Genomic DNA, 13553 nt, shown 5'->3' on the forward strand with positions numbered 1-13553 from the left:
ATGTCCCCGGAGCGTCAGATGCCCTTGCGGCGGCCGCGGCCGAAGTGCCAGGCGGCGTTGAGGCCGATCTCGGTGGCGAAGCCGAGGCCGCCGCCGACGCCGATCATGCCGGCCTCGGCGTGGCCGCCGAGGCTCCACCGCTCGTTGAGCTTGCCGAGCACGGTGACGCCGCCGAGCAGCCAGCCGGCGAGGACGGTGCCGCGGAAGTGCGTGGTCGCGCCGAGGTCGTCGATGGCCTGGCCGCGCGTGAAGGCGGCGCCGAGGCCGAGGCGCAGCGAGAACAGGCCGACCACGCGGTCGCTGCCGCCGCCGACCAGCAGGTCGCCCTCGGGGCCGAGCATGTGGATGCCGATGTCGTGGCCGCCGAGGCCGCCCTCGTGGGCGCGGACGCTGCGGTAATGGAGGCGCGGGCCGCCGCCGATGTAGCCGCGGCCGCGGGCGCCGAAGCGCTGCGAGGCGTGGACGCCGACGCCGAAGTGGCCGCCGTGGTAGTCGAAGCCGCGGTACAGCATCGAGTAGCCGCCGAACAGGCGCAGGGCCCAGTCGGGGCGGCGCTTCTCGGGGCTGGCCTTCGGGGCAGGTTCGGCCGGGGTCCGGTCGGCCACGGCGGCGCCCTCGGCGGGCAGGCTGTCGGCGCCCTCGGTGACGATGAAGCCGGCGCGGCGGTTGGCGGTCCAGATCTCCTTGCACTCGGCGAGCTTGGCGTCGGCGACCGTCTCCTCCGAGCGGTTGCGGCAGTAGCTGGGCTCGACGCGCTCGGGCTGGCTCTCGCCGTAGCCGCGAGCTTCGAGCCGGTCGCCGGCGACCCCGCGGCGGACGATGGCGCTCTTGATCGACTGGGCGCGCTTCTCGGACAGCTCCTGGTTCGACTTGGTGCTGCCGCGGCTGTCGGTGTGGCCGTCGATGCGGATCTTCAGGGCGGGGTACTGCTTGAGCACGTCGGCGTAGCGGTCGAGGATGTCGTCGGTGTCCTTGCCGACGAGGGCCGCCGAGTTGGTCTCGAACTCGATCTCGCCGTTCTCGTAGTCGAGCTTGTCGCCGCGGCGGACGATCTTCACCGCCGAGGCCCGGGTCTGGATGGCGGTGCGCGCCTCGACGTCCGCGGGCGAGGCGGACACGTTGATCGAGGCCCTGGCCGAGCAGCCGGCGACACCCGCGATTGCGAGGACGACGAGGGGACGGACGTGACTGCGCATGCGCGGAAAATACACCACGGCCGCGGCCGCGGAGCGACGAAATCAAGGACCGGTGAGGCGCTGGCGACCGAGGCGGGTCAGGCCGCACACGAACAGCTCCATGCGATTGCTGGGCAGCTGCGTGGCCTTGACCTCGTCCATGCCCATGGCGGAGATCGACGCGAGCAGGCGCGGGACGTGGCGAACGGCGCGCCAGTCGTCGAGCTTGAGGGTGAGGAGGACGCCGTGCAGCGCGTGGCGAGGCCGGGCGGCGAGCCGCCGCGCGGTGATGAGGGCGACCTGCGGGGCGAGGTTCACGTCCATCAGCACCCAGTGCAGCGCGGGCGGCAGGTCGGCGCGCTGGACCAGGCTCATCGGACGGTGCAGGTGAATGAAGCGATTGCCGGCCGCGCCGCGGTAGTCGAGCACGACCGGGTCCATCAGCGCGGGGTCGATGCCGTAGACGGTGACGCCGCGGCGCAGCAAGGCGTAGCTGGCACCCCCGGGGGCGCTGCCGATCTCCACCGCGACGTCGCCGGGGCGCACCGGGGCGCCCGACCAGATCAGCGCCTCCTCGAGCTTGCGATAGGCCCGCGACGGCGCCTCGGGCGGCATGTCGACGGCGATCCGTCCGCCGGGGAACGGCGAGTGGCCGGGGCCGTGGACGTGATGGCCGACCCACCACGGCTCGCCCTCGGCGACGATGACGTCGAGGACCCGGTCGCCGACCTCGGCGACCTCGCCGGGCAACAGCGGGTGCTGTCCTTCGGGCCATGTCGCGACGATGGCCTCGCGCGCGGCCGCGGCCCGCGGGCCGTAGCGGAACCCCGGCGGCTCCTCGCCCGGGCGGGTCACGTCGCGCTCCCACACGTGCAGGCGCACGGGCTGGCCTTGAGGACATGTCCCGGAGAGCATTGTGTGGACCTGCGGCGGGCCCTCGGCGGGGCCGAGGGAGGCGCCGAAGGCGCGGACGAACACGGCCGGCAGCGGGTCGTCGGGGGCGACCGGCGACGGCGACTTGAAGGTGACGAGGCCGGGCCGGCTGTAGGCGAAGCGCAGTTCAGGCCGCAGGACGGCGAGCTCGGCCTTGATCGCCGGCTCGGCGCCGAGCTGGCACACGCAGAAGAGGAAGTGGGTCACGCCGGCGCTGCTACCTGACGAACACGGAGACGGCGCGGACGCCCCACGACTCTTCCTCGATCGCCTCGTCGAGGTTGCTGGTGAAGCTCAGGGCGACGGCGTCGCCGTCGTGCGCGGCCGGGTCGGTGGCGATCGCCACGACGCCGTCGTTGAAGTCGGCGTCGCCGCAGACGTCGGCCTGCTGGTTGCAGCTGAACGCGGCCTCCGAGTCGCAGAGCTGGCTGAAGATGTCGACGTCGTCGAGCTTGATGATGATCTTCTCGTCGGTGAAGGCGTCCCACGAGTCGATGACGACGGCCTCGGCGACCACGCGCAGCTCGGTGTGCGGGACGGCGGCGGCGGTGGTGTCGAGCGTGAGCACGTCGCCCATGCCGTAGGGGCCGTACATCTCGCCGAGGTCGCCGCAGGCGCCCTCCTTGACCGGGTCCCAGGCGCCCTCCACGGCCGGCGAGAAGACCTCGGTCCAGCCGGGGCTCTCGGGGCTCATGTCGCAGTTGAACTCGAGGCCGGTGCCGTCGCCGTCGGGGTCGAGCGGGTAGGTGCCGCTCGCCAGCTCGGGCAGCTCCTCGTGCAGCGCCAGGCAGCTGGCGAGCAGCGGGAAGCAGACCTCGGCCTCGCACTTGCTCGACTTGCAGTCGTCGTCGCCGCCGCACGCGGCCCCGCCGTCGCACCCGCCGCAGCTGCCGCCGCAGTCGACGTCGCTCTCGTCGCCGTTCAGCTGGCCGTCGCCGCAGCCCGCGGGCGGCTCGCCGGTGTCGGTGTCGGTGTCGGTGACGGGGTCGGAGGTCATCACCGACTCGGTGGTGGTCGGTTCGCTGGTGGCGGGCGGGTCGCCGCTGGACGAGCCGGTGTCGGTCGTGTCGTCCGTGCCGGTCGAGCCCTGCATGGCAGGGCCCGGGCAGGCGGGGAGGAGCAGGGCGGTGACGAAGAGACAGGTCTTGGGGGACATCTGTGCTTAGTGCTCGCTCAAGAAGCGGGTGGCGTCGACCGAGGTGTCGACCCACCGTATTGTGCCAGTCTTGCTGCGGATGGCCAGACTCTGGAGGTGCATGCGATCGCCGATCCGCCGCACACCTTTCAGCAGGGGGCCCCCCGTGACGCCCGTGGCGACGAAGATGACGTCGCCGCGGACCAAATCGTCGACGCCGAACACTCGATCGGGGTCTTTGTGCCCCATGGCGATGGCCCGCCGGCGCTCCTCGTCGGAGCGGAACACCAGCTTGCCGACGAACTCGCCGCCCATGCAGTGGATCGCCGCGGCCCCCAGCACGCCCTCGGGGGCGCCGCCGATGCCGTACACCATGTCGATGCCGCTCTTGGGGATGCACGTGGCGACCACCGGCGCGACGTCGCCGTCGGTGATCAGGTGAATGCGTGCGCCGGCCTCACGCAGCTCGGTGACGAGGTTCTCGTGGCGCGGACGATCGAGGACGACGACCGTCAATTCGTCGGGCCGGCGCCCCTTGGCCGCGGCGAGCGTGTAGAGGTTGTCGCGCGGCGACTTCGACAGCGAGATCTTGCCGCGACCCTCGGGGCCGCAGGCGATCTTCATCATGTAACAGTCGGGGGCGTTGAGCAGGAGGCCGCGGTCGGTGACGGCGAGCACGGTGATCGCGCCGGGCAGACCGTTGGCGCACAGGTTGGTGCCCTCGAGCGGGTCGACGGCGATGTCGACCTCGGGCAGCGTCGGGTCGGAAGGGCCGACTTTCTCGCCGATGTAGAGCATCGGCGCCTCGTCGCGCTCGCCCTCGCCGATGACGATGGTGCCGCGCGCCGCGACGCGCTCGAACGCGTCGCGCATGGCCTTGACGGCGGCCGCGTCGGCGCCGTTGCGGTCGCCGCGACCGATCATGGTCGAGGCCGCGATCGCGGCGGCTTCGGTGACGCGGGTGTACTCGAGGACGAGGGTGCGGTCCATGTCAGTCGGCTCCTTCTGGCTTCGGGGCCAGGTCGGCGAGGGCGGCCCGCAACGGGCCAGGAAACCGCGCCGGACGGCCATCGGCGCGGGCGATACAACAGTGGCAAGTCTCGGCGAAGGCGATGGTGAGCGGCTCGGCCAACCCCTTGCGATCGCCCGGCTCGACGCGCACGTGGTAGCCGAGGATCAACCGCGCGTAGCCGATCTCGACCACGCCGACCATCACCGACAAGATGTCGTCGTAACGCGCCGGCGAGAGGTAGCTGATCTGCAGGTCGGTCAACGGCAAGGCAAACCCCGCCGCCTCGACGTCGGCGTACGTCTGACCGGCGTCGCGCATGAACTCGACCCGCGCCGCCTCGAGATACCGCGCGTAGGTGCCGTGGTACACGACGCCCATCTGGTCGGTGTCGGCGTAGATGACCCGCAACTTGACGCCGAGCCGCAACTCTCGGGCAGGCGATCGGGTGAGCCTCGGTGTGCGCGCCATGACGAGCGGCCGCGAGGGTAAACCGCCCCGCACACGAGCGGGGCCGCGCGGGGTGTGAGCGGTGTCGCGTTCCGGCCAGGCGGAATACCCGCCAAAGGGGTTGCGGCGGGCGAGCGGCGGTTTTTTTGCGCGACCACGCGGGGCTCGTCGCGCTCGCGGCGGGGCAGTGACCCCGGCAGAGGTGCCGAGCGGCCTCGGCCTCGTCACGGCTCCGCGGCGGGCCGGGGCGTGACGCCGTCGTTGCGTCGGCTCGCCAGGCGAACGACCGGGGAGGGGCCCGGATGCGGATGCGGCCTGCCGCTCAGTCCTCTTGCTCGAGGACGAAGCCGTCGTCGATGCAGTAGAGGCGGGCGAGCGCGCTGCAAGTGAAAACCGAGAAACTGGTCCACCACCGCTCGGCGCGCCAGCTGTCCCATTCAGGACCGCTTTCGACAGCGAGCGCGTTGATGCCCGAGCGCGCTTGCAGCGACCCATCGGCCGCGGTCCAGCCGTCGCAGTGATCGTCGATGCTGAAGATCTCGCCGAAGGCCGAGGTGTTGGTCCACACTCGCTCCTTGAACAGAGTCTCGCCGAACTCGGTGCGAGCGATGCCGGTGTGCGGGCCGTTGTCCACGAGGTCGAGGAGGTCGTCGGCGACGACGAGACCGCCGGTCAGGATGACCGGGACGCCAGGCAGATCCCACTGATCGAAGCGAGTCTCCGGCGACTGAAAATTGTCGCTGATCCAGGCGCGGTACTTGTTGGCGTTCGGCAACCCGGCGGCCGAGGCGGCGGCGCGGCATTTTAGATCCGCGCCCGAGACGCCGCCGAGGTTGCCGTTGAATTGCTGACTCGTCATGAAGAGCAAGCGGCCGTAATAGCCACACATGAGCGAGCACGGCGCGAACTCGTCGTCGGTGACTCCGGTGCCGTTGAGCTCGCCCCGGTCGCAGATCTCGTACTCGACGTCGAGGATACCGTCGCCGCAGCGAGGGCCGTATTGACAGTCGAGAGGCCGGCACCCGTCGTAGGAATCATCGTTGCCGAGGCCGAAGTCGCACTGCTCGACGCCCTCGTGCACGAGGCCGTCGCCGCAGGAGGCGTGCTTGCACTCGAGCGTGCAGGCGCCGGTGTTGGCGTTGGCGGCGCCGAGGTCGCACTGCTCCTCGTCGCCGACGATGCCGTCGCCGCACACCGATCCGTCCGGCCCGGTCGTAAGATCGCCGGTCGAGGTGGTGCTCGACGTCGTGGGCTCGGTGGTCGTCGGTTGCTCCGAGGTCGTCGAGGACGACGACGGCGGATCGAAGGATGTCGGCGAGCCGCTCCCGCCGCCGGTGGCGGGCATCGAGGGCAGGGGATCGTCCGTGCAAGCTGTCCCGAGGGGCATCACGAGGAGCGCGAGGAGATCAGTGTTGCGCGGCATGGTCACTCCCCCTCGATGCAGTACAGCCGCGCGGCGAGGGCGGTGCAGGGCTGGGGGTTGACATCGGGGTTGGGGAGCATCGTCCAGGACTCGTCGGTCGCGGAGGGCACACCGATGTAGGCCGAGAAGTCGGTGAGCTTCTCGGTGGTCCAGTTGTCGCAGTGGGTGCCGGGAGCGGCGGTGCCGTCAAACCTGGTGCCGGTGAGTACGCCGCCGCTGAGCTCCTGGTTGCCGTGCTCGTCGACGTCGATGGTTGCGGCGATCGAGCCGGAGAAGAAGCGGTCGACGGTCTCGGCGACGACGACGCCGTCGGTGCGGACGTAGCGGCCGCGGCCCGGGTAGAGGCGGTCGCGGACGTCGTGCTCCGAGTCAGAGAGCCAGGCGATGAAGGTCTTCCAGGAGTCGTCGGCCTTGCCGCTCTGCAGGGCGTACTGGCGGCACAGGCTGTCGGCGCCCTCGACGCCGCCGAGTGCGCCGGTGTTGTGCAGGGCGGCGGAGGCGAAGACCCACCGGTTCTTGGTGCACTCGAAGCAGCGGTCGTCGTCGATGTCGTTGGCGTCGTCGCACTCCTCGTCGCCCTCGACGACGCCGTCGCCGCAGAAGGGCTCGGCGCCGGTGGTGGTCGTCGTCGTGTCGGCGGCGGTCGCGTCGGCGGTGCCGGTGGCGGCGTCCGAGGTGGTGCTCGTGGTGCCCGAGTGCGAGGCGTCGCCCGAGTCCGAACCCTCGGTGCTCGTCATGATCGAGGTGCTCTCGGCCCCGCCGCTGCTGCTCGTGGTCGCGTCGCTGCCACCGGTGGTCTTGTCGTACCCGTCGATGTACTTCAGGCCAGGTGCGGTGCAGCCGGCCAGGAGCAGCGCGGCGGGCAGGAGCGTGCGGATGCGCGACATCGCGCAACGGTCTCATGATCGTCGGTAGCGTGTCAACCGAGGCCACGATCGCGCCGGGCGATGTCGCAGGGCGGTGTTGCGAACGAGCGCGACGGGCCTGTGCGGCCATCGCACTGGAACCCTACGCGCTTGCCGGGCGCGAGCGCGAGCGACCCTGGCCTGACTCGCATCTCGGTGCGAGCGGGCAGCTCAGCCGCTACTTCGGCGGCTTCTTCTTCGGCGCTGTCTTGGCGGCCTTCTTCGCGGGCGTGACCTTGGCGGTCTTCTTCGGCGCGGTCTTGGTGGCCTTCTTTGCAGGCGTGGCCTTGGCGATCTTCTTCGCGGGCGTGACCTTGGCGGTCTTCTTCGGCGCGGTCTTGGCGGCCTTCTTGGCGCTGGGCTTCGCGGACGCGGCGCGCTCGACGAACTCGAGCGCGGCGAGCTCTCGCCTCTCGTACTGCTTCGCGCTGTGACCGATCATGCGGCGCAAGATGTCGGCGGCGTCGGTGCCGTAGGCGTCGACGATGTCGAACGACAGCCAGAGCGGCCTGCGGGGGGTGCCCTCGCCGAAGACGCGGGTGATCAGCTCGACGGCCGAATTCGCGTCGAGCAGGGCCGGGTAGAGGAACGGCAGCGGATCGGGGCTCTCGTCGAGCGCTGATTGCATCAATTCGGCCTTCACCGCCTCGGCGATCGAGGGATCGCGCGACAGGGCGAACGCGACGCGGCAGCGGATGTTCAAGACGTGGGGGCCGAGGCCCTTCCACCGCGCGAGGAGCGGCCGCGCCGCGGCGAGCTCGCGGGCGAACGCGTCGTCGGGCAGCGATGAGACCCACACGCGCAAGGCCCACCACAGCGGAGACGTGACATTGTGCACCCCGTCGTACAGGACCCAGGTGTCGTCGTTGGGAGCGACGAGCTCGCAGTCGAAGAACCCCTCGCTCCGTTCGTATTCCAGCGAGAATTGCCCGGGACTCGTGAGCACCTCGAGGCAGAACGCGAGGCCCTTCGAGCCGGCCCAGAAGTCGACGAGCGCGCGGGCATGACGCCAGCCGCCCCACCTGTCCAGCAGCGTAGGGTCGTTGCTGTCGGTCCGAATGTGCTCGAGGACGTATGCCCGCACGAGCTCCTTGAGGACGTCGAGGTCCTGCGGTCGCTCCGGGCGCTCGAGCTCGGCGAGCACCGCGGCGAGGCACGACCGGACCGGCTTGAACTTCGTGACGAAGCGCCGGGGGAACAGCACGCGGGGGCCGAGCTGGGTCTCCTTCTTCACCCGCTGGGCGTAAATCGCGGTGAGCTGGAGCCACGCGTCATCGGGGGTGGCGGCGAGCGGGTCGCTCGCGTGACGGTTGCGTGGCCCGTGCAGCTTGAGCCGGTGCACTTTCGTCCATGGCAGGGTAGCCGTCGTCATTCAGGGCGATGGTATGCGCGACGCCGGCTGGAGTCGAGCGTGAAGTGCTCGAACATTGAATTGCTACGGCCGTGTTCGGGCGAGGTTCGGGACCTCGCGAGGGCGACGATTGGGGGGAATGCCGCGAGGAGGCAGTTCGATCCTCACGGGGGAGAGCTCCATGCTGCGGCGGTCGTCGCATTCGTCGTCGTCTGCGAGAGGTCGATGCTCGTGCGCAGGTGCGAGACATCGGTCGGGTGCGCGTCTCCTTATGGCGAGCTGTCGATGCATTTCAGCCCAGGGAGATGTTTGAGGCGGTGCTGGCGCCGGTCGGTCCAATCGATGCATCCGCGCGGTCGCAGAGTGGATGATAAGAACGACGACGCGCGCCAATCGTCTACTTCGTGGGTGTGGGTGGTCGTGGCGGCACCCGATGCCCGACGGACGCCGCACGTGGGGCGAGTTCGTGGCGCTCTTGCTCGATCCATCTCGGCCATTCGAGTGGAACGGGTCGCGCCTTGTAAGGCGGACGAATCAGCGGACACTTTTCGGTGACCCGCATCGAACTGACGGACAGATCACTCAGAGCCGCCACTAACTTCGTGCACAGTGTTTCCCGGAAAGGATACTTAACATGCGAAACAAGTTCATTGCATTGGTCTCTACCTTTTCCCTCACCGCCATGCTCGGGGCGACGGTGGCGCTGGCAGCGAGCGTGCACCTCAAGGGCGGCGCGAACGCCGAGCCGAGCTTCACGGACCTGGGCCTTGCGCTGCAGGCGAGCGGGGCCCTCGCGGGGCTCGGCGCGGGCGACATCGTGATCAGTCTTGCGGGCACGGGTCAGGCGACCGCGGTCTGTGTCAACCCGTCCGGCGTCAATCAACCGCCGGGACAGAATCCTGCGCCGATCACCCTTACGGGTACCGAACCGATCTCGGAGGGCGAAATCAAGAACGGGAACGTGTCCTTCGTTGTGCAGACGGATCCTGCTCCGAGTTCGATCGCCGGCGCGCCCGGCTGCCCCAATTCCCGGTGGACCGAGAACGTCACCGCCTTCGCCTTCACGGCGGCAACCATCACGGTCACCCTGGACGAGAACAGTAACGAGGTGGTGGACCCAGGCGAAGAGACCCTGCTGACCGTCACCTGCACGTTCAGCCAGCCCACCAGTAATGGCCCGGTGCCCCAGAGCAACGTGATCAACTGCGTGTAGCTAATCCGTAGCCGGCATAGCGGCAGGGCCAGCGTCTGCGTAGGCGCGAGTCAGGGCAGCGGAACAGGTCGCTGCTGCTCTGCGTCGCGGTCGGCGGAATGACGCGGGCACAGGCGAGCGGAGTCCCGTCAACCCGGGGAGACGGGCTCCGGCGCGAGGAGGGGGCGCGGGGGGCCGAGGGCCAGGGAGGGGCGGGGTTCGGGTGCGGGCAGGGGGAACGGCTCGGGCAGGCCTTTGATGTACACGTCGTGCTTCGAGTACGGGATCTCGATGTTCGCGGCGGTCAGGGCCTTGTAGACGCGGCAGTTGAGGTTGTCGAGCACCTCCTCCAGGAGGCCGGGCTGGTGGATCCACACCAGCAGCGAGAGCTCGAGGCCCGAGCGGCCGAAGCTGGTGAACACGACCGTGGGGGCCGGCTCGTCGCAGATGTGGGGCTGTCCTTTGGGACACTCGAGGAGCACGGCGCGGACGAGGTCGATGTCGGAGCCGATGGCGACGGAGACCTTGACCGACACGCGCTCCTTCTCGGTCGGGCCGGCGCTCTCGTTGACGACCTTCGAGTTGCCGATGATCGAGTTGGGGACGTTGATCTCGATGTTGTCGCGCGTGAGGATCCGGGTCGAGCGCAGGCCGATGTCGGTGACGCGCCCGCGCAGGCCGTCGTCGAACTTGATCATGTCGCCGATCTTGTAGGGGGCGTCGGCGAGGATGAAGATGCCGGCGAACAGGTTGGCCAGCGAGTCCTTGGCGGCGAAGCCGACGGCGATGCCGACGATGCCCGCGGAGGCGAGCCAGCCGGTGACGTCGACCTTCCACGCCAGCAGGGCGAAGTAGGTCGCGCCGCCGACCAGCAACAGCTTGGCGAACATGTCGAACAGCGGCAGCGTGCGCGGCTGGAGGAACGCGCCGTCGCCGGCGCGCCGGCTGAAGTGGTGCAGCAGGAGGGTGGCGATCCGGAAGGCGGCGCGCGTCCACACGATCACGGCGATCGTCTCGAGCGCGGCGTCGCCGATGTGCCCGAAGCGCCCCTCGCCGTCGAGGATGCCGGCCGACCAGTGGAAGCCGACCAGCAGCACGGTGATGAAGACCGGGCGCCGCAAGATCGCGACGATCTGGTCGTCGAGGTCGGTCTTGGTCTTCCGCACCAGGATCTGCACGACGCCGCGGAAGAACAGCTCGACGAGGAAGGCGCCGAGGAAGGCGCCGAGGAGGACGGCGGCCGCGCGGACCGGGGGGACTTCGAGCAGCTCCAGCAGCGCTTGGGGCATATCCGGGCCAGCGAGGATGCCGTGACGCCCGGCCGCGGTTCAAGTCATGAGAGCGAATGCGCGTGTTGAGGTGTGGTCTTTCGACCTCAGGGGCCCAGGGCCGCGCGGACGGCGTCGGCGAGCCCGCGCGAGGCCTCGGGCGCAGGGCCGCCGGCGACGTGGACGATCCGCCCGTCGCGGCCGAGGACCAGCGCGGTCGGCAGGGCGGCGAGCTGCAAGCGGGCCGCGAGGGCGCCTTGCGGGTCCCAGCCGAGCTCGAAGCCGTGGAGGCGCAGGTCGGGTTCGGGGCTGAGGATGCTGCGGTCGTGGTCGAGGGCGACGAGGACGACGGCGAGGCGAGCGGCGCCGTGCTCGCGCAGGAGGTCGTTGTAGAGGGCGAAGCTGGCCGGCCACGAGGGCAGCGCGGCGGAGGTGAGCTCGAGGACGACGACGCGGCCGCGCAGGCTGGGCAGCGGGAGGGCCGGACCGGCGAGCAGGGGGACGGTGAGGTCGAGGACTTCGCCGGCGGCGTGGCGGATCGGCGCGTCGGGCAGGACCGGCGCGTCGGGCGGCGGCGGCTCGGGCGGGGGTCCGGTCTGCGGACGCGTGCAGGCGGCGGTCGACGCCACGAGCGCCGCGAGCCGGAGCACGCGGGACGGGCGGCTCATGCGTCGTGGACCGTGTCGACCAGGAGGCGCGCGATCGTCGGGTCGGTGTGACGCGAGATCCCGTGACCGAGGTTGAAGATGTGGGCCTTCGCGCGCCGGCCGGCCGCGACCACCGCCCGCGCCTTGCGCTCGACCAGCGCCGGCGGGCCGAGCAGCGCGAACGGGTCGAGGTTGCCCTGCACGACCCGCTCGGGGCCGACGACGTCGATCGCCCGGTCGAGCTCGATCGACCAGTCGACGCCGACGACGTCGGCCGCGGTCTCGGCGGCGAACGCCAGCAGGTTGGCGTTGCCGCGGGTGAAGTTGATCAGCGGGACGCCGAACTCGCGCACGGCGGCGCACAGGCGGGCGGTGTGGGGGTGCACGTGCTCGCGGTAGTCGTCGGGGGCGAGCGCGCCGGCCCAGCTGTCGAACACCTGCAGCGCGTCGACGCCGGCCTCGACCTGGCCGCGCAGGTAGTCGATCAGCAGGTCGGTGAGCCGCTCCATCAGATGTCCGAAGAGACCTGGCTCGCAGAACATGAGCGATTTGACATGTTCGAACTCGCGGCTGGTCTTGCCCTCGACGAGGTAGCTGAGGGTGGTGAAGGGCGCGCCGCAGAAGCCGATCAGCGGCACGCGGTCGGCGAGGGCGGCCTTGCAGGCGCGCACGGCCGCGTACACGTAGTGGCAGGCCTCGCGCGGGTCGATCCACTGCAGGCGGTCGACGTCGGCCCGGGTGCGCACGGGCGCGGCGATCACCGGCGAGGGCTCGAAGCGGACGTCGACGCCGAGGGCGTCGAACACCACGAGGATGTCGGAGAACAGGATGGCGGCGTCGACGCCGAGGCGGTCGATCGGCTGCAGGGTGACCTCGGCGCACAGGTCGGGGCTGCGGCACAGTTCCTCGAAGCTGACCCGGGCCCGCACGGCGCGGTACTCCGGGAGGTAGCGCCCTGCCTGTCTCATGAGCCAGATCGGGGTCCGCTCGGGGCGTTCGCCGCGGCAGGCGCGGAGGAAGCTGTCGTTCTGCATGGCCCGGGGACGATAGCGCACCCTGGCGGGCGCGGGGCCCCGCGTCCGGGGCGCGGACGCACACGCGGGGCTGGAGCGGTCCGTCGGGCCCCCTGGCGCGCGCCCGGACCGTTTGCCATCCTTCGGCCCATGCGACTTAGATCTCTCTTGTTGATCTCCACCATCGGTCTCGGGTGTTCGACGGCGGCCTCCCAGGGCGAGAGCCTCGGCAACTCGACGGCGACCGCGACCGACACCGGCACCAGCGACCCGAGCGGGATGACGAGTCCCGGCGGCTCGACCGACTCGCCGACCACGGGGGTGTCGGGGCCGACGCCCGACACCAGCACGACCGGATTGAGCGACCCCACCGGGGAGGGCCCCGCGACGACCTCGGACAGCACGACCGGGGCGATCACCACGACCGAGTCGACGACGACGATCGACACGGGCACGACGGGCGAGACGACGACCACCACCGGCGACACCGAGACCGACACCGAGGCCGGCACGACCACGGGCGGCACGACCGGGCCGATCGGCGGCGGGCCGTGCGTCACCGACGAGGACTGCAAGCTCCACGACGATTGCTGCTCGTGCTACGCGATCCCCGTCGACCAGGACGACGCGGTCTGCGACGAGCGGTGCGACCAGACGCAGTGCCAGCAGATCGGCATCGACGAGGCGAAGTGCGTGCTCGGCCAGTGCACGACCGAGAAGGTCGACTGCAGCAGCGATGTCCTGTGCGACTCGCTGCCGCCGGACTGCCCGCCGGGCAAGCTGCCCGGCGTCACGGGCGGGTGCTGGAGCGGCGCGTGCGTGCCGGCGGTGTCGTGCGACAAGGTGCCGGACTGCAATGCGTGCCCCGACGAGCTGCTGTGCGTCGAGAACCAGGCGTTCGTGTTCGAGCACGTGTGCCTGCCGATGCCCGAGGCGTGCGGCGGCGAGGCCAGCTGCGGGTGCGCCGAGGAGGCCTGCGTCCAGCCGTTCGGGTTCTGCGGCGAGGGGGCCGGCGAGGTCGATCTGGCGTGCTCGTGCCCGAACTGCTGAGG

The 13553-nt window shown here is 70.6% G+C and carries 13 protein-coding genes; 2 read left to right on the forward strand and 11 right to left on the reverse strand.

The window, feature by feature from the left end:
* Positions 1-14: 14 nt before the first annotated feature.
* From K7C98_RS32660 to K7C98_RS32695, 8 genes are all read right to left on the reverse strand, one after another.
* Positions 15-1196: an OmpA family protein gene (locus K7C98_RS32660; protein WP_224195749.1), complete on the reverse strand. Its 1182-nt coding sequence runs from the start codon at positions 1194-1196 to the stop codon at positions 15-17.
* A gap of 42 nt (positions 1197-1238) precedes the next feature.
* The gene (locus K7C98_RS32665) at positions 1239-2315 is read right to left on the reverse strand and encodes a hypothetical protein (RefSeq protein WP_224195750.1); all 1077 of its coding nucleotides are present in this window, start codon (positions 2313-2315) and stop codon (positions 1239-1241) included.
* Positions 2316-2325: 10 nt separating this feature from the next.
* The gene (locus K7C98_RS32670) at positions 2326-3264 is read right to left on the reverse strand and encodes a fibrinogen-like YCDxxxxGGGW domain-containing protein (protein WP_224195751.1); all 939 of its coding nucleotides are present in this window, start codon (positions 3262-3264) and stop codon (positions 2326-2328) included.
* Between the two features lie 6 nt (positions 3265-3270).
* Entirely contained in the window at positions 3271-4233 is a 963-nt protein-coding gene (gene glpX / locus K7C98_RS32675) for a class II fructose-bisphosphatase (protein ID WP_224195752.1), read from the reverse strand.
* 1 nt (position 4234) lies between these two features.
* Complete coding sequence (locus tag K7C98_RS32680) at positions 4235-4681, reverse strand: acyl-CoA thioesterase (protein WP_224195753.1); 447 nt, start codon at positions 4679-4681, stop codon at positions 4235-4237.
* A gap of 343 nt (positions 4682-5024) precedes the next feature.
* Entirely contained in the window at positions 5025-6125 is a 1101-nt protein-coding gene (locus K7C98_RS32685) for a hypothetical protein (RefSeq protein WP_224195754.1), read from the reverse strand.
* Positions 6126-6127: 2 nt separating this feature from the next.
* Positions 6128-7012: a DUF4215 domain-containing protein gene (locus K7C98_RS32690; protein ID WP_224195755.1), complete on the reverse strand. Its 885-nt coding sequence runs from the start codon at positions 7010-7012 to the stop codon at positions 6128-6130.
* Positions 7013-7208: 196 nt separating this feature from the next.
* A complete protein-coding gene (locus K7C98_RS32695; RefSeq protein WP_224195756.1) occupies positions 7209-8402 on the reverse strand; it encodes an RNA recognition motif domain-containing protein in 1194 nt (397 codons plus the stop codon).
* A 613-nt stretch (positions 8403-9015) separates the two neighbouring features.
* On the opposite strand from K7C98_RS32695, the gene K7C98_RS32700 reads away from it, so the two are divergent.
* Complete coding sequence (locus K7C98_RS32700) at positions 9016-9594, forward strand: hypothetical protein (protein WP_224195757.1); 579 nt, start codon at positions 9016-9018, stop codon at positions 9592-9594.
* A gap of 128 nt (positions 9595-9722) precedes the next feature.
* On the opposite strand, the gene K7C98_RS32705 is transcribed toward K7C98_RS32700, so the two are convergent.
* From K7C98_RS32705 to hemE, 3 genes are all read right to left on the reverse strand, one after another.
* Positions 9723-10862 (reverse strand): mechanosensitive ion channel family protein, encoded by a 1140-nt coding sequence (locus K7C98_RS32705; RefSeq protein WP_224195758.1) that lies wholly within the window; start codon positions 10860-10862, stop codon positions 9723-9725.
* A gap of 86 nt (positions 10863-10948) precedes the next feature.
* Entirely contained in the window at positions 10949-11509 is a 561-nt protein-coding gene (locus K7C98_RS32710; protein WP_224195759.1) for a TlpA family protein disulfide reductase, read from the reverse strand.
* Positions 11506-12522 (reverse strand): uroporphyrinogen decarboxylase, encoded by a 1017-nt coding sequence (gene hemE, locus K7C98_RS32715; RefSeq protein ID WP_224195760.1) that lies wholly within the window; start codon positions 12520-12522, stop codon positions 11506-11508. The genes K7C98_RS32710 and hemE overlap by 4 nt, the downstream gene beginning before the upstream one ends.
* Positions 12523-12651: 129 nt before the next feature.
* Here hemE and K7C98_RS32720 point away from each other — a divergent pair, with 129 nt between their 5' ends.
* On the forward strand, positions 12652-13551 hold the full coding sequence (locus tag K7C98_RS32720) for a hypothetical protein (RefSeq protein ID WP_224195761.1): 900 nt from the start codon (positions 12652-12654) through the stop codon (positions 13549-13551).
* Positions 13552-13553: the final 2 nt, after the last annotated feature.

It is taken from the genome of Nannocystis pusilla, assembly GCF_020073745.1.
In the GTDB taxonomy this organism is placed as follows: domain Bacteria; phylum Myxococcota_A; class Polyangia; order Nannocystales; family Nannocystaceae; genus Nannocystis; species Nannocystis radixulma.

Coding starts and splice junctions, on each gene's coding strand:
- K7C98_RS32660 (WP_224195749.1), bottom strand. CDS start 1,196: ATGCGCAGTCACGTCCGTCCCCTCGTCGTCCTCGCAATCGCGGGTGTC.
- K7C98_RS32670 (WP_224195751.1), bottom strand. CDS start 3,264: ATGTCCCCCAAGACCTGTCTCTTCGTCACCGCCCTGCTCCTCCCCGCC.
- glpX (WP_224195752.1), bottom strand. CDS start 4,233: ATGGACCGCACCCTCGTCCTCGAGTACACCCGCGTCACCGAAGCCGCC.
- K7C98_RS32685 (WP_224195754.1), bottom strand. CDS start 6,125: ATGCCGCGCAACACTGATCTCCTCGCGCTCCTCGTGATGCCCCTCGGG.
- K7C98_RS32690 (WP_224195755.1), bottom strand. CDS start 7,012: ATGTCGCGCATCCGCACGCTCCTGCCCGCCGCGCTGCTCCTGGCCGGC.
- K7C98_RS32695 (WP_224195756.1), bottom strand. CDS start 8,402: ATGACGACGGCTACCCTGCCATGGACGAAAGTGCACCGGCTCAAGCTG.
- K7C98_RS32700 (WP_224195757.1), top strand. CDS start 9,016: ATGCGAAACAAGTTCATTGCATTGGTCTCTACCTTTTCCCTCACCGCC.
- K7C98_RS32705 (WP_224195758.1), bottom strand. CDS start 10,862: ATGCCCCAAGCGCTGCTGGAGCTGCTCGAAGTCCCCCCGGTCCGCGCG.
- K7C98_RS32710 (WP_224195759.1), bottom strand. CDS start 11,509: ATGAGCCGCCCGTCCCGCGTGCTCCGGCTCGCGGCGCTCGTGGCGTCG.
- hemE (WP_224195760.1), bottom strand. CDS start 12,522: ATGCAGAACGACAGCTTCCTCCGCGCCTGCCGCGGCGAACGCCCCGAG.
- K7C98_RS32720 (WP_224195761.1), top strand. CDS start 12,652: ATGCGACTTAGATCTCTCTTGTTGATCTCCACCATCGGTCTCGGGTGT.